The organism is Metabacillus niabensis (assembly GCF_020524345.1).
In the GTDB taxonomy this organism is placed as follows: Bacteria; Bacillota; Bacilli; order Bacillales; family Bacillaceae; genus Metabacillus; species Metabacillus niabensis_B.
On record NZ_JAIVLH010000030.1, the window covers coordinates 41,529 to 55,292 of the forward strand.

Annotated in this window: 19 protein-coding genes; 12 read left to right on the forward strand and 7 right to left on the reverse strand. The window is 36.7% G+C overall.

The window, feature by feature from the left end:
* Positions 1 to 14 precede the first annotated feature (14 nt).
* From thiD to LC095_RS23975, 4 genes are all read left to right on the forward strand, one after another.
* On the forward strand, positions 15 to 830 hold the full coding sequence (gene thiD / locus LC095_RS23960) for a bifunctional hydroxymethylpyrimidine kinase/phosphomethylpyrimidine kinase (RefSeq protein WP_226530489.1): 816 nt from the start codon (positions 15 to 17) through the stop codon (positions 828 to 830).
* A 95-nt stretch (positions 831 to 925) separates the two neighbouring features.
* Positions 926 to 1,576, forward strand: coding sequence for a thiamine phosphate synthase (gene thiE, locus LC095_RS23965; protein WP_226530490.1), 651 nt, complete (start codon positions 926 to 928; stop codon positions 1,574 to 1,576).
* 76 nt (positions 1,577 to 1,652) lie between these two features.
* Positions 1,653 to 2,426: an enoyl-ACP reductase FabI gene (gene fabI / locus LC095_RS23970; protein WP_226530491.1), complete on the forward strand. Its 774-nt coding sequence runs from the start codon at positions 1,653 to 1,655 to the stop codon at positions 2,424 to 2,426.
* A gap of 237 nt (positions 2,427 to 2,663) precedes the next feature.
* Positions 2,664 to 3,161: a CotO family spore coat protein gene (locus LC095_RS23975; RefSeq protein WP_226530492.1), complete on the forward strand. Its 498-nt coding sequence runs from the start codon at positions 2,664 to 2,666 to the stop codon at positions 3,159 to 3,161.
* 111 nt (positions 3,162 to 3,272) lie between these two features.
* On the opposite strand, the gene LC095_RS23980 is transcribed toward LC095_RS23975, so the two are convergent.
* The 5 genes from LC095_RS23980 to LC095_RS24000 form a co-directional block, all read right to left on the reverse strand.
* Positions 3,273 to 3,686, reverse strand: coding sequence for a CotY/CotZ family spore coat protein (locus LC095_RS23980; protein WP_226530493.1), 414 nt, complete (start codon positions 3,684 to 3,686; stop codon positions 3,273 to 3,275).
* Between the two features lie 154 nt (positions 3,687 to 3,840).
* Positions 3,841 to 4,326 (reverse strand): CotY/CotZ family spore coat protein, encoded by a 486-nt coding sequence (locus tag LC095_RS23985; RefSeq protein WP_226530494.1) that lies wholly within the window; start codon positions 4,324 to 4,326, stop codon positions 3,841 to 3,843.
* Positions 4,327 to 4,806: 480 nt separating this feature from the next.
* A complete protein-coding gene (locus tag LC095_RS23990; RefSeq protein ID WP_226530495.1) occupies positions 4,807 to 5,316 on the reverse strand; it encodes a spore coat protein in 510 nt (169 codons plus the stop codon).
* A gap of 93 nt (positions 5,317 to 5,409) precedes the next feature.
* On the reverse strand, positions 5,410 to 5,691 hold the full coding sequence (locus LC095_RS23995; protein ID WP_226530496.1) for a hypothetical protein: 282 nt from the start codon (positions 5,689 to 5,691) through the stop codon (positions 5,410 to 5,412).
* Positions 5,692 to 5,781: 90 nt separating this feature from the next.
* A complete protein-coding gene (locus LC095_RS24000) occupies positions 5,782 to 6,204 on the reverse strand; it encodes a spore coat protein (protein ID WP_026561087.1) in 423 nt (140 codons plus the stop codon).
* 306 nt (positions 6,205 to 6,510) lie between these two features.
* Between LC095_RS24000 and LC095_RS24005 the strand changes: the two genes are divergently transcribed.
* The 6 genes from LC095_RS24005 to LC095_RS24025 all read left to right on the forward strand — a co-directional run bounded on the left by LC095_RS24005 (position 6,511) and on the right by LC095_RS24025 (position 8,820).
* The gene (locus LC095_RS24005; RefSeq protein WP_078435166.1) at positions 6,511 to 6,861 is read left to right on the forward strand and encodes a DUF1360 domain-containing protein; all 351 of its coding nucleotides are present in this window, start codon (positions 6,511 to 6,513) and stop codon (positions 6,859 to 6,861) included.
* A gap of 142 nt (positions 6,862 to 7,003) precedes the next feature.
* Positions 7,004 to 7,129, forward strand: coding sequence for a hypothetical protein (locus LC095_RS26980; protein WP_264196186.1), 126 nt, complete (start codon positions 7,004 to 7,006; stop codon positions 7,127 to 7,129).
* Positions 7,130 to 7,266: 137 nt separating this feature from the next.
* Positions 7,267 to 7,962 carry a DUF421 domain-containing protein gene (locus tag LC095_RS24010; RefSeq protein WP_226530497.1) on the forward strand — a complete coding sequence of 232 codons (696 nt, stop codon included), beginning with the start codon at positions 7,267 to 7,269 and terminating at the stop codon, positions 7,960 to 7,962.
* A gap of 14 nt (positions 7,963 to 7,976) precedes the next feature.
* Positions 7,977 to 8,180 (forward strand): hypothetical protein, encoded by a 204-nt coding sequence (locus LC095_RS24015; protein WP_226530498.1) that lies wholly within the window; start codon positions 7,977 to 7,979, stop codon positions 8,178 to 8,180.
* Between the two features lie 87 nt (positions 8,181 to 8,267).
* Complete coding sequence (locus tag LC095_RS24020; protein ID WP_372496303.1) at positions 8,268 to 8,399, forward strand: YjcZ family sporulation protein; 132 nt, start codon at positions 8,268 to 8,270, stop codon at positions 8,397 to 8,399.
* A 166-nt stretch (positions 8,400 to 8,565) separates the two neighbouring features.
* Positions 8,566 to 8,820, forward strand: coding sequence for a stage VI sporulation protein F (locus LC095_RS24025; RefSeq protein WP_026561091.1), 255 nt, complete (start codon positions 8,566 to 8,568; stop codon positions 8,818 to 8,820).
* Positions 8,821 to 9,024: 204 nt separating this feature from the next.
* Here LC095_RS24025 and LC095_RS24030 read toward each other — a convergent pair whose 3' ends face one another.
* The gene (locus LC095_RS24030; protein WP_226530499.1) at positions 9,025 to 11,301 is read right to left on the reverse strand and encodes an ATP-dependent helicase; all 2,277 of its coding nucleotides are present in this window, start codon (positions 11,299 to 11,301) and stop codon (positions 9,025 to 9,027) included.
* Between the two features lie 175 nt (positions 11,302 to 11,476).
* Between LC095_RS24030 and LC095_RS24035 the strand changes: the two genes are divergently transcribed.
* Complete coding sequence (locus LC095_RS24035; RefSeq protein ID WP_226530500.1) at positions 11,477 to 11,722, forward strand: hypothetical protein; 246 nt, start codon at positions 11,477 to 11,479, stop codon at positions 11,720 to 11,722.
* A 51-nt stretch (positions 11,723 to 11,773) separates the two neighbouring features.
* Here LC095_RS24035 and LC095_RS24040 read toward each other — a convergent pair whose 3' ends face one another.
* Complete coding sequence (locus LC095_RS24040) at positions 11,774 to 12,448, reverse strand: YetF domain-containing protein (RefSeq protein ID WP_226530501.1); 675 nt, start codon at positions 12,446 to 12,448, stop codon at positions 11,774 to 11,776.
* Positions 12,449 to 12,607: 159 nt separating this feature from the next.
* Here LC095_RS24040 and LC095_RS24045 point away from each other — a divergent pair, with 159 nt between their 5' ends.
* Entirely contained in the window at positions 12,608 to 13,621 is a 1,014-nt protein-coding gene (locus tag LC095_RS24045; protein WP_226530502.1) for a DUF3231 family protein, read from the forward strand.
* Positions 13,622 to 13,764: the final 143 nt, after the last annotated feature.

Here is a 13,764-nt window from a genome sequence, read left to right on the forward strand (position 1 = left end):
GGAGAGGGAGAAACATGACAGTGTCTCGAGCGCTTACAATTGCCGGATCTGACTCTGGAGGAGGAGCTGGTATTCAAGCGGATCTAAAAACCTTTCAGGAGCTTGGTGTGTTTGGAATGTCAGCCATTACTGCTGTAACAGCCCAAAATACATTAGGAGTACAAGGGGTGTATCCGCTTAGTCTTGATGCGTTAAAGAATCAAATCGATTCGGTTGCTACTGATTTGAAGCCGGCTGCAATTAAAACAGGTATGCTTTTTAATGCTGAAATGATTCAGGTAGTTGCTGATCGCATCCAGTATTATGGGTGGGAGAATATAGTAGTTGATCCAGTTATGATCGCGAAAGGCGGACAGTCGCTTTTGCAAAAAGAAGCAGTCAGTGCACTGCTGACAGCCTTAGTACCTCTGGCTAAAGTGATCACTCCAAATATCCCTGAAGCAGAGGTTTTAACAGGAATGGAAATTCAAACGCTTGAGCATAAAAAAGAAGCGGCTAAAAAGTTGTTCAATCTTGGCGCCAAGTTCGTCATGATCAAGGGAGGCCATGATATAACAGGAGAAGTCGTGATCGACCTGTTATATGATGGAAACAGCTTCGAATCATTTGAGGGTATACGAAGAGAAACAAAGCATACTCATGGAACTGGCTGTACATTTGCCGCAGCCATTACGGCTGAACTAAGCAAAGGAAAAACCGTGCATGAAGCCGTAAGTACAGCGAAGGAATTCATACAAGCAGCAATCGATGACCAATTAGGAATCGGCGAAGGACACGGCCCAACAAACCATTGGGCATATCGAAAAAAGAATCTTATATTTAGTTCATAATAAAAATAGGACTGACTCTGATAAGGCGAGGCAATCTACAGATTAGTTGCCGTGTATTTGTGGAGTCAGTTTTTTTGGCGGGGAGAGACATAATCATGAATGTATCTAAAGCATTAAAACTATATCTTGTTATGGGATCGACAAATTGTCATGTTTTTGATCCGGAAAAGACTTTGGCTGAAGCAATTGAAGGTGGAATCACGTTATTTCAATTTCGGGAAAAAGGGGATGATACTTTAAAAGAAAAAGACCGTTTATATCTGGGGCAAAAATTAAGACAGCTTTGTAAAAAGAATAAGATTCCGTTTATTGTCAATGATGATATTGAGCTTGCTCTAGAGCTTCAAGCTGATGGTGTGCATATTGGACAAGATGATAGTACCCCATATAAGACAAGAAAACAAATTGGTGAGAACATGTGGATGGGAATTTCTACACATTCAGTCGAAGAAGCCCAACAGGCAGTAAAAGATGGAGCCGACTATATAGGAGTAGGACCGATGTTTCCTACTAAAACAAAAGCAGATGCTCATCAGGTGGTGGGGCCTGACCTTATTAAAACAATAAGAAGATCAGGTTTGGAACAATTTCCGATTGTCGGGATAGGTGGAATTACACTTGATCGGGCGAATCTTGTTTATGAAGCAGGAGCAAATGGTGTGGCAGTTATAAGTGCCATTAGTGGAGCTGAATCTCCGAAACAGGCTGCTGCAGAATTTCTCTCCCTAAAAGCAACCAAAATATGAAATAGCACTTTTTTAAAATCAGTGATATAATTATAACCAGGTACTAATAACATGTATTAATTTAAGGAGGATGTACATGAGTTTATCATTAAAAGGACGTAATATTGTCGTAATGGGTGTAGCGAATAAACGCAGTATTGCTTGGGGAATTGCACGTTCTTTACATAATGCCGGAGCACGATTAATTTTTACATATGCTGGTGAACGTCTTGAGAAATCAGTTCGCGAGTTAGCTGAATCATTAGAAAGTAATGATTCACTTGTTCTACCTTGTGATATTACAAATGATGAAGAAATTAAAACATGCTTTGCCACAATTAAGGAACAAGTTGGAGTGATTCACGGTATTGCACATTGTATCGCGTTTGCTAATAAAGAAGAATTACAAGGTGAATACCTAAACACAACACGTGAAGGTTTCCTGCTTTCACAAAACATTAGCTCATACTCTCTAACAGCTGTTGCTAAGGAAGCGAGAGGTCTATTATCAGAAGGCGGAAGCATTGTGACGCTAACGTATCTGGGTGGAGAGCGTGTGCTGCCTAACTATAATGTAATGGGTGTTGCAAAGGCTTCTTTAGAAGCAAGTGTAAGATACTTAGCAAGTGATCTAGGAAAAGACGGTATCCGTGTGAACTCAATTTCCGCTGGTCCGATTCGTACTCTTTCTGCAAAAGGTATTAGTGACTTTAACTCAATCTTAAAAGATATTGAAGAGCGTTCTCCGCTTCGCCGCACAACAACTCCGGAAGAAGTTGGAGATACTGCATTATTCTTATTCAGTGATTTATCTCGAGGAATGACTGGAGAAAATCTTCACGTTGACTCAGGATACCATATCTTAGCATAATTCTTGATCATAGTAGAAATCGACTTAGCCGTTTGGTTAAGTCGATTTTTTTATACTTTAAGAAAGGTTAACTATATTAAAGGATTAAAGTGTAAAAAAAGACATCGACTTCCGCCATTCTTGGCGGTAAGTCGTGTTTTTCTAAGAAAAAATCCTAGAGCCCAGAAAATAGGCACATTACCCAGTACTCCCGCATAACATGTTGAGTGTGTAGACTCTTGTTTAGGAGGGAAACGAATGGCAAATAAGCAAAATTACAAAATGAAGCCCCTTATGTATATTGTTCAGCCTGATTCTGACGGTGTTCATGTTAATATGCAGTCATATGTAGTGAAAAAAGCAAAACAAAAAGTGGTGGAGAAGCCAAAACAATCAGAAGTTACTGTTAATACTGTAGTAGAGGAAGCAGTTGAAACTGAACTGCAAGGGGCTGTTAGTACGGCTGTGGAGATTCAAGAGGAAGAACAGGTAGAAGAAGAACCTACAGTTAAGCAGTATCGAAAGCAAAGAAAACCTATTACCAAGATGAACGTTCAAGAAAAAATTGAGTTTTTTAAACATCTACCGAAAAATATGCCTAGGACACTTTGTCAGATCAGTACAGTTGAAGAAACGTACCGTGGAGTAATTATGACAGAAGAAAATGACATTGTTACAATTCGCTCGTTAACCCATTCTAAACCGATTGATATACCGCTAAATCAAATTAAAGAAATTAATTTGTTAGGTTTCTAACGTACTTAAACAAAAAAAGTTAGGCACATTTGTGTCTAACTTTTTTTGTACTATCAGAAAGTATACCCATTAGGGCTTGGTGACAAGCCAAGTTTTTTCTAAACCAGATCTTTAATCAACTAATAACCGGGGTGATAAGCATTGAATTGCACAGAAACAGCTTAAGTCAACCTCTACACAATTTTTTGTTTTAACAAGCTCTTTTACATCACAAATTTTATGAGCAACATGTCCGTGACAATCGATTGGAAGCAGTAGCCGCAGTGTTGCACAGCAATGATGAATCCCTTCGACTCTGAAAAAATTTGTTTCAAAGCATTCCCCACCAACATGACCGAATGCTTTAAATGGCTCACCCTTTTCGTTTAACAGAATGAAGGGGATTGTATCTCCCAGTGTTTTGACTGGGTTTAGAAGGTTTGAATAACAACTAGTTGGACATTTTTCATCTTCGACAGCTTCCTGTTGATTCAGTATATTTTCAACCGCATCACATACACAGTTAAAGGCATTATTATGTCTCATTTTTGATCTCCCTCCCACCAATAGTTCTTATTAATAGTATAAGAATTAAATGGTTGATAGGTTCTAGGGAAAGGGCCTATTTTTCTGAAAAATCTTGATACAATCTAAAAAGAAAAGACTGCCGATTGTTCAGCAGTCTTTGATGTTTATCCGTTTATTTGTGGCATTTTTTTCTTTCGTCTGCAACACGGTCCACTAATTCCGGTGACAAGCATTGGATAGCACAGAAGCAATCAAGGTCTACTTCGATGCAGAAGTCAGTTTTCTCAAGACCGAAGAAATCTTCGTCACAAGGATTACATACGCTTAGCGTATTGCCATCAACATCAACCGGACGTAATAATGATAATGTTGCACAGCAATCTTCAACAGCTTCAACACGGAAGAAGATTGTTTGGAAGCAAGTCATGTCTCCGTTGAATCCACCAACATTACCGAATGCTTTAAAGAGTTCACCTTTTTTTCCGTAAAGGATGAAAGGAATTGTATCTCTTTGCGGACCAGAGACAGGGCCTAATAAATTGCTGAAGCAGCTAGTTGGGCATTTAATTTCTTCTACTGCTTCTTGTTCAGCTAAAATTTGTTCAACGGCTTCACATACGCAATTATTGTCTCTATCTTTTTTATCTTTGCAACCCATTGAATAGTCATCTCCTTAAATGATTTATTGACTTTAGTCCTTAACAGACTATGTGGGAAATGACTAGTTGGTGTGGGTTATCGTCTATATTGTATGTATTCATCCAGAAAGTTTTTAGGTGAATGTATCAAAAAAAAAGGGATGAAACTTGTCTTATTAAGAACAAGTTTCCTTATATTTCATTACTATAAGTTTAAAAATAGTCCGTTCCATTGTGCTCCAGACACTCCATGCTCCGGGGAGGAAGCAGAGCCTCCTCAGCTTCGCTTGCGGGGTCTCGGCCTTTCCTCATCTCCCGCAGGAGTCGAGTGTCATCCACTCCATTTCACTATAGTGTTATTATAGTATCTTAAAAGCAACAATCTATGGGAAACAATTTAATAACAATAGAAATAGCTGATACACATATAATATGATCTTTTATCAGTTGGGGATAAAAACATAAAAATAAAAAAGCAGGGCAGCCCCTGCTTCTTGTCATTAGAAAATGTCGATGTTAACAACTAGTGCGATTAAGATTTGAAGAAGAACTTGAAGTGAGATTGCAACGTCTGTGTCAGTTGTTGTAACTTTTACATCTTTTGAATTTTCAATGACTAGTTTTTGTTTGTTAACTTGTTTCATATCTGCTTCTTGAAGTAATTGTTGAGTTACTTGCTCTGCACGAGCGCTGTCAGCGATTGTTAAGTTGATAACAAGTGCGATTGCCACTTGAAGTGCTACTTGTAGGGAAACAGCTACTTGAGTATCAGTTGATTTAATATCAATGTCACAAGAATCTCTTACGATGATAGTTTCAGAAGAAATTTGCTCTGTTTCGCTTACTTGATTTGCTACTTGTGATACTTGAGCATCGTCGCCAAAGAAGTTGCCAACATTAGCTCCAGCCACCTCATTGTTATTATTGTTGTTGTGATGATGACAATCACAGTGTGTTGGATGACAAGAATTACGGTCTAATGCAACCCACTCATATGGTTTTGCTTGCATGTTTTAATTCCTCCTTTCGATGTACTATTATTAAATGTCAGGATTTTATTTTTGTATAAGACAAACATCTTGGTGTTTTCACCCATTTTTAGTTTATTTGTCTTTCTTTTTATTTTTCAACATGTCACGCAGTGTCATGTTTTTTGGTGCTTCGTCAACTTTTTCAGGCTCTTCTTTCTTTGCCTGAGCTCCTTTTACAAATTCATTCACTTGTGCTTGAAGATCTGCTACTACCTTTTTTAACTGCTCCTTTTGGTCGTCCGTTAATTTCTTTTTACTTTCATCTGAGATGTTATTTTTGCTTAATACGTCTTGAACGAATAGTTGCATCATTGTTTGTGAGATGTCTTGAAGATTTAATTTATCATTAGACAATGTTGTTCACCTCCATAACATAAATGGATAGGGGAAATAGCGCATAGCGACCCCTTCCCCATAAAGATTTTTTATTTATCTCTGGCAGTTTTATAGGATATCAATTGATACTAACAATGCTAGTAAAATTTGAATTAGAACCTGGAGAGAAATGGCTACATCTGTATCTGTTGTTGTAATCGTAACGTCACGGGAATTCTCAATGATTACTTTTTGTTTATTTGCTTGCCTGATCACAGAGTTTTGTAATAAATCCTGAGTTACTTGCTCAGCACGTGCGCTGTCAGCAATTGTTAAGTTAATAACTAATGCAATTGCTACTTGTATTGCTGCTTGTAATGAAACAGCTACTTGTGTGTCTGTTGATTTAATATCAACGTTGCAGGAATCTTTAATGTGGATAAATTCCTCTGAAACTTGAACTGTCTCATTTGTTTGTACCGCATCTTGTGTTGTATTTGAGTTACTGTGCTTACATTTGCAATCATCTAAGGCAGACCATCTAGTTGACATCCAAATTCACTCCTTTCACGATAAGAGGTAAAAAGGGGTCACAACGATTAACCGTTACGATGGGACGTTTAGGGAGGAAAAAATCGTGAGGTATGCTGTGTTCCCTTTTAATTGTATATAATGCAGATTCACTAGGTTTTGAATGAGGCAAACATACAGGTTTGCACCCATTTTTCTTATAAATGCTGATGGACAAATGACTGTTTAGGGATTTGGCCTATACATAAAAAAATTAACATGTCCAAGTTCATAAAATAAAAATGCCTTCATAATGTATAAAGATTATGATTAGAAAGGTGGGAGGGGATGATCACATGGGTAGAATTTTTGATCATTGCATTGGCATCTTTTCGGTTAACGAGATTAATGGTTTTCGATAAAATCACCTCCTTTATTCGCAGTCCATTCCATCGTGAAATTGAAGAGATAAACGAAAACGGTGAAACCGAAATTTATATCGAAATTAAAGGAAAAGGAATACGGGCATGGATCGGTGAATTATTAAGTTGTTATTGGTGTACAGGGGTCTGGTGTACAGCCTTTTTATGCGGATTGTGGTGGTTTTGGCCAATAGGTGCCGAACCATTACTTGTGATTTTAGCCATTGCGGGATTAGCCGGAATCATTGAATCTATCGTAGGGAAATTAATAGAATAGGCAAAACACATAGAAACATAAAAGCAATTACACATAAGATGAGATATAGATGCTAAATGACTGCAGACGGTAAAAAGAACAACTGACTTCTTCAGCATAACGTCTAAAAGCTATATTAAATCGATAGGAAGGTGGGATAATCATGAAAAAGGCAAACTTGAATCCTTCCGGAAGACCTACTAACTCGAATCAAATGATCTCTGTGTCAAAACCTAAAAAGGTAAAAAAGAGTGGCTGCGGATGTGGAAAGAAAAATAAACGTGTGTAGCTTTTAATAGGTTTGAATGGAGAGACTACTTAGATAAAGTAGTCTCTTTTTAATGGTAAAAAACACATTACATATTTTTACATATATATCCACATACTAAATTTAGTTTTTATTCCAAAAGTTAGGGAGATAGTAATATGCCAGATTGGATTGAAGTAGTCATTCGTTCTTTTTGCATTATCGGTGGTCTTTTTTTTATTACGAAGTTACTTGGGAAAAAGCAATTATCCAAATTATCTTTTTTTGAATATATTGTTGGCATAACAGTAGGAGATATTGCCGGGACCATCACGATGGATATTGAATTAAATATCTTGAACGGAGTGGTTTCTATCTTAATATGGACGTTATTTCCCCTTGTCATATCTTATATCTCACTTAAAAGTAAGAAATTTCGAGATGTTGTTGAAGGAAAAGCAACTACGTTCATTCAGGATGGCAAAATTTTAGAAGAAAATCTAAAGTACGAAAAATATAGTACAGATGAATTACTTGAACAGCTGCGCAAGAAAAATATCTTTCAAGTTTCTGATGTTGAGTTTGCCATATTAGAGACGAATGGGGAGTTAAGTGTTTTATTAAAAAAAGAAAAGCAGCCAACAAAATGGGAAGATTTTTTCGGAGAAGGTCCAAAACAAAAAACACCGTTAACGGTCATTATGGATGGAAACTACTTAGAAAGTGCGATTTATGAGGGTGGCTATAGTTTAGATTGGGTGAGGAGTAAGCTGAAGGAGAAAAAAAGAAATGTGAAGGATGTATACCTTGCTCAACTCGACTCTGATGGGAATCTATATGCAGATTATTATGATGATCAACTAAAAAAGCCATAAACAGGAGAGGAAAAATGAATATTTTAGAACTGTTTTTTGAAGGATGGCTGAATTCTACTATGAAAAAGCATGATCGGATTCAGTCTGGAGAAGATGTGAAACTGGCTGAACTGCATGACCAATTAAATACATTAGACCAAACAACAGAAGATTTTGAATATCGAATGGAGAGCGCAGCAGTAGAATATGAAAAATGGGTAAAGTCAAAATCAAAGTGAAATTAAGGCAAAAACACTGTTATTCGTCCACACCGTTTCCTCAATCCCTACATAGATTATAAAGAAGTTAGGGTAGAGGAGGTGCTTATGCTCATGGGTTACGGCTACGGTGGTGGTAACTATGGTTATGGCGGTGGCGGATACTACGGAAGTACTTTCGTATTAATCGTAGTATTGTTCATTCTTTTAATCATTGTTGGTGCATCTTTTTATAACTAATGTGTGAAGCTTTAATGACGAACCAAGTACGAGCATGGTAGGCTGCTCGTACTTTCGTCTTTTTAAAGAGTTCAGGAATGCTTGAATTTTATTAAAAAGATGAATTTCCTATCACATTTTAATTGGAATTCCATACGATAATATCATGAATTAAGGAGGCGGGAAAATGGATAGCAAATTCTTTAAGAATCTTGAAGGAAAAACTGGCGTTAATATGAATGATATTTTCTCATTAGCTAACTCATTACAAGGTGCAAACTTTAAAGATGAAAAAACAGTACGCAGCGTCATTCAACGAGTTTCTAAGATTGCCAATAAACCAGTTAACAAGCAAATGGAAGATAAAATCGTTAACTCTATTGTTAACGGAAATGAGAAATTGGATTTTAATACGATTTCTAAGATGATAAATAAGAAGTAAACAGAAAAAAGGGTCTGACTTTGGTCAGACCCTTTATAGTAGGGTAGAAAATTAAGTTTTGCAAAAAGAAGCTATCTTTTGCAAAATAGATTAAGAATTTGCAAGAAACTTGAAAAAAATTTGAAATCCAAAAAACTAGTGGAAGTCTACAAGAATGAGCTGATTTTGTAAATGAAATAAGCATTAGAGCAGCTTCTTTCTAACTTATTTCATCATTCCCCGTATAAACCGGGAAGGGACAGCCTTTCGTCCTCTCCGATAAGAGGGAACTGACAAATATAAATGTTCTTTTGCCCGCGTCATCGCCACATAAAGTAATCGTCGTTCTTCCTCAAGGTGTTCGAACTTTTCCTTTCGAGCCGACTCCAAAGCGAAATCATGTGGTAGGGAGCCGTCGACAACACCTAATACATAGACATATTTAAATTCAAGGCCTTTTGAACGGTGAATCGTCATAAGCTGGACTCCGGATTCCTGTGTTGATGTTTTTAACGATTGCTGTGTCACAATCATATGGTCAACATGCTGGAGAAAATCAGTAACAGTCATGAATTTCTTCGCAACTACCTTTAAATCATTCAAGTCATCCGAGCCCTTTTCCATTGCATTTCCTTCATTACCTTGCTTCTTTAAGTAATCAACAAATCCTAAATCTTTTTCAATGATCGTTAATGCGACAGCCGGTTTTTCATGCTGAAGAGAGTTGATCCTTGGGATGATTTTCTTTAGCTTTGCTTTTTGAAATGCAGGCAGTCCATTTACATGCAATAGAGCTTCAACAAGTGAGCAGTCATGCAGGATGGATAAAGCTTTGACATCATTGAGAACCGATTGTTTTAAAAATAAAGCGCGTATCAACTCCGTTATGGCGGAGCTGTCATCAGAGTTCATACTAAGGCGAAGATAGGATAAAATACCACGTACCATTTTTCTTTCATAAAAGGATGATTGTCCCTTTTCAATAGTAAATGGGATGCTTGATTGAACAAACCGTTCAAACACTGCTCGTCCACCTGTATGTGTACGATATAAAACGGCAAATTCCTCAGGTTTTGTTCCTGCTTCAATTTTCTCCTTCATATCTTGCAGAATCATTGTAGCCTCTTCCTCTTCATCATATGGAAAAAAGGCAACAGGTGAGTGTGGCGTTTCATATTGTGCGATCATTTGCTTACTGAGTCTTTGTTTATTTTTTGATATAACATCATTTGCTGTTGAGACAATTTGATGATCAGAACGATAATTAGCAGAGAGTGTAATCACTTTTGCTGATGGGTATTCTTGTTTGAAATTTAAAATAAATGACGGTTGACTGCCTCTAAAACTATAAATAGTTTGATCATCATCTCCGACACCGCATAGATTGTTAGTATGACTGGATAATAGCTTAATAAGCTTATATTGCACAGGATTAATATCCTGAAATTCATCTATTAAAAAATACTGAAACCGATGTTGATAAGAAGATAAAAGAACAGGATTTTCATTTAGTAGCTCATAGCATTTTACTAGCATATCATCGAAGTCAAATTGACCGCGCTGTTGTTTTTGATCCTCGTATTCTCTATAAAGAGTGAGTGCGGTTTGCTCCCAATCATCAGCAGGCTTTATACACTGGGGCATGTGCATGGTATTTTTCCAATAACCGATTTGTTGAATTGCTTGGTCAAATGGAAAGTCCTTTTCATCAATTCCTAATTCTCTGCAGGAGGCTTTTAGATAGCTTTCCTTTTGCCAATCCCATTTTAACAGGTGTCGACTATTCCACTTCTCACGATCGTGGTGGATAAGGATTTTATAAAAGATACTATGAAATGTTCCAATGACCAATTGATTAAGCTTTGAAGCCTGGACAGAAGAGTTTGCAATAAGCCGTTGCTGCATTTCTTTTGCAGCCTTTGCTGTAAAGGTGACAAGCATCATCGATGTAGGTGAAATCTTTTTTTCTTCAATCATGTATAAAGCTCTTGTTGTTAATACACGTGTTTTTCCACTACCGGCCCCGGCTAAAATAAGCAAAGGTCCTTCAGTCGTTGTGACAGCTTCTTTTTGTTCCACATCTAGTGGAATGCCCAATAGGGACGCAGGGGCTTTTACTTTTACTGAAAAGGGAGTTCTTCCTTTAAGAATTTTTGGTTTAGACCATTTTGTTGTTTCTTTTTTATCAGCTGTAGCAATACTTCTTGATTTTGGTAACCGAAACCCATTTTGCGCAGTGTCGTTCTCTATTGTTTCATGAGTTGGTGTTTCTTCTTGTTTGGGAAAATCGAGCTGAAATTGCTTCTGGCATGTTTCATTTAATTCTCTGTTTGAGTGATAAAAATAGGGAGGATGGTTAATGCCTAAATACAGCTTCACCGGTTTTCCGCAGCACCTGCAAACGACTGCCTCTTTTAAAGATTCTTCATAGATTCTTTGGATTTCCTGCTGAGGTAATTGTGTTAAGGAGATGATTGATTTCTTTATTTTTGCTGAATTCATTGTTGTCCTCCTCCCTTAAAATAGGATAGTTCATCGTATGTATATAGAAATTTAGTATAAGCGAATAAATGAAGCGACAAAATCTATGATAACAGAACGAGAACTGAACGAAAAGTGAAAGAAAATGGTTTAACCTTCCAATTATATGGGGAATAAAGAATAAGAGGTGATAAAAATGGGATATATCTTACCGATACAACATGATACATACACTCAATACGCTAATCGATCTGTCTCAGTTCAACAACATTATGCACATGTTATACCAACATCTGGAGTCACTCTGAATACTCGTCATCTCCGTGAAAGCCCACAGGCAGAACAACAAAAGTTTGCAGATATCTTAAAAGAAAAAATGAAGCAGAATAACTATGTAGCAACATATACAGGAAAAGGGAAACACTTGAATGAATATGTTTAACTATGAAAAAAGGACCGGCTTCATTTGAAACCAGTCCCTCTTTTGATGATGTTAGAATGACTGAACATGTAATCCTTTCCCTTCTAACCACTCTGCATAGAGAACTTCCTCTGTCCGAAAAATATTTTGTTGCTTTAATTGCTGCTCAAGCCAGGTGTAATTAAAACCAGCTTCAATTAAATTTTCCTTCAAAACTTTGCCGTCGCTAATAATTGTAATAGGGATGTGAACGTTTTCCTGATTCACTTGAAGATCTGACTTTGTCGGATTTTCAAATTTTGCTTTTTTTAGAATACTGACGGTTCCATCTGTTTCAAGAACAGCATACTCCAACTCTCTAATAGAGAATACACCCTTAGATCGAATTAAATGTTGTAATTGATTGATGTCCAGCTTACACTTTTTTAAGCTGTCTCTTTGTATTTGTCCTTCTCTTATAATAATGGTTGGCTTTCCTTCAAGAAATCCTCTTGTTCTACTCCACTTTTGTGTAATCATTTCTAAGATGAAAATGAGAAGTCCCCAAATGAATACAGCATAAAATATTTCAGCTATACTAACTTGATCATCAAAAACGGCATTCCCGACCAATTCACCCAAAACAAGGGCAGAGATAAAGTCAAAGGTTGTAATTTGTGTGATTTGTGTTTTTCCTAATATTCTTGTGATAACAAATAGAGCAATAAATCCAAAGAAAAGTTCAATTGTTATTTGTCCAAAATGCATATTTAAAACCTCCGTCACACACGTCCATATATAGTATCATTAGCGTCATGATTATTTTTATACTATAAGATATACCAGTTGCTAAATGACTGAAATAAAAAGAGGAAAGACAGGAAAGAATATAAAAAAAATTCTACATTGGCAGAAGGAGGGGTTTACGTGTCTGAAGATTATAACAAACTTACCTCAACTGAGATTGCATCTCTATGGACGACCTATATGAACGAGAGCATGGTGAAGACGATGTTATCACATATGCTGATTGATATAGAGGATAGTGAAATAAAAACAGGGGTTCAGCAATCTTATGATCTGGCGAATCATAATTTGAATTTTTTAACAGAATTTTTCCGGAAACATAAATATGCTAAACCAGTTGGATTTACAAATGAAGATTTATATACAAATGCACAAAAATTATACTCCGACACATTTATCCTTATCTATGTTAATCACATGTCAAAGGTTGCCATGCTTGGGTATTCAGGTTGTTTGGCGATGTGTGTACGAGAAGATACAAGACATTTCTATACAGAATGTTTGCAAAAGGCGGCAAATTTATATAACTCCACTCTTGAAATTGCTGACAAAAAGGGTTTTTATATCAAAGCGCCGTACATAGAAGTACCAGAGGAAAGTGATTATGTGGAAACGAAAAAATATCTCAGTGGATTAAATCCTTTTTCAGAGAAACGTCCATTAAACGCGATTGAAATTTCTCATTTATACATGAATATCCAAACCAATTCAATCGGCAGTAAATTATGTTTAAGCTTTGGACAGACATCTCAAAATAAGGAAGTACAGGAATATATGATGAGAGGAAGCGACATTTCAAAAAAACATGTAAAAATCTTTACGAAAATATTGGCTGAGAGTGATATCATAGCACCTGGTTCTCCGGATGTTTGTGTAAGTGATTCTACATCACAAACATACTCTGATAAATTGATGATGTTCCAAATGTCATTGCTTAGTGCAGCAGGTTCGGGTAATTACGCAACAGCGGCAGCAGCAAGTCAACGGGCAGATTTAATGGTAAATTATGAAAGGTTATCTATAGAAATTGCAGACTTTGCAAAAAACGGTGCGGATATTATGATAAATAACAATTGGCTGGAGCAGCCGCCGGGTCTGAAGGATCGCAAAAAGCTTGTAAAGAAGGAAAAATAGAAAAAAGCTAACAAGAATGTTAGCTTCAGCTTGTAGAGAAAGTGGGTGTTTTTCTCTACAAGCTTTTTTATTTTCTTAAAATGTTCTTATAAAGATTAATAAATTTCCTAAGATAACCAAAGAAAAAGCTTCTCACACACCTA

Excerpts from the sequence above, each read along its gene's own strand:
- LC095_RS24015 (WP_226530498.1), top strand. The coding sequence starts at position 7,977 with ATGAATATTTTAGAACTGTTTTTTGAAGGATGGCTGAATTCTACTATG.
- LC095_RS24000 (WP_026561087.1), bottom strand. The coding sequence starts at position 6,204 with ATGTCAACTAGATGGTCTGCCTTAGATGATTGCAAATGTAAGCACAGT.
- LC095_RS24010 (WP_226530497.1), top strand. The coding sequence starts at position 7,267 with ATGCCAGATTGGATTGAAGTAGTCATTCGTTCTTTTTGCATTATCGGT.
- LC095_RS23975 (WP_226530492.1), top strand. The coding sequence starts at position 2,664 with ATGGCAAATAAGCAAAATTACAAAATGAAGCCCCTTATGTATATTGTT.
- LC095_RS24005 (WP_078435166.1), top strand. The coding sequence starts at position 6,511 with ATGATCACATGGGTAGAATTTTTGATCATTGCATTGGCATCTTTTCGG.
- fabI (WP_226530491.1), top strand. The coding sequence starts at position 1,653 with ATGAGTTTATCATTAAAAGGACGTAATATTGTCGTAATGGGTGTAGCG.
- LC095_RS26980 (WP_264196186.1), top strand. The coding sequence starts at position 7,004 with ATGAAAAAGGCAAACTTGAATCCTTCCGGAAGACCTACTAACTCGAAT.
- LC095_RS24035 (WP_226530500.1), top strand. The coding sequence starts at position 11,477 with ATGGGATATATCTTACCGATACAACATGATACATACACTCAATACGCT.
- LC095_RS23990 (WP_226530495.1), bottom strand. The coding sequence starts at position 5,316 with ATGCAAGCAAAACCATATGAGTGGGTTGCATTAGACCGTAATTCTTGT.
- thiE (WP_226530490.1), top strand. The coding sequence starts at position 926 with ATGAATGTATCTAAAGCATTAAAACTATATCTTGTTATGGGATCGACA.
- LC095_RS24025 (WP_026561091.1), top strand. The coding sequence starts at position 8,566 with ATGGATAGCAAATTCTTTAAGAATCTTGAAGGAAAAACTGGCGTTAAT.
- LC095_RS23985 (WP_226530494.1), bottom strand. The coding sequence starts at position 4,326 with ATGGGTTGCAAAGATAAAAAAGATAGAGACAATAATTGCGTATGTGAA.
- LC095_RS24030 (WP_226530499.1), bottom strand. The coding sequence starts at position 11,301 with ATGAATTCAGCAAAAATAAAGAAATCAATCATCTCCTTAACACAATTA.
- LC095_RS24040 (WP_226530501.1), bottom strand. The coding sequence starts at position 12,448 with ATGCATTTTGGACAAATAACAATTGAACTTTTCTTTGGATTTATTGCT.
- LC095_RS23980 (WP_226530493.1), bottom strand. The coding sequence starts at position 3,686 with ATGAGACATAATAATGCCTTTAACTGTGTATGTGATGCGGTTGAAAAT.
- LC095_RS24020 (WP_372496303.1), top strand. The coding sequence starts at position 8,268 with ATGCTCATGGGTTACGGCTACGGTGGTGGTAACTATGGTTATGGCGGT.
- thiD (WP_226530489.1), top strand. The coding sequence starts at position 15 with ATGACAGTGTCTCGAGCGCTTACAATTGCCGGATCTGACTCTGGAGGA.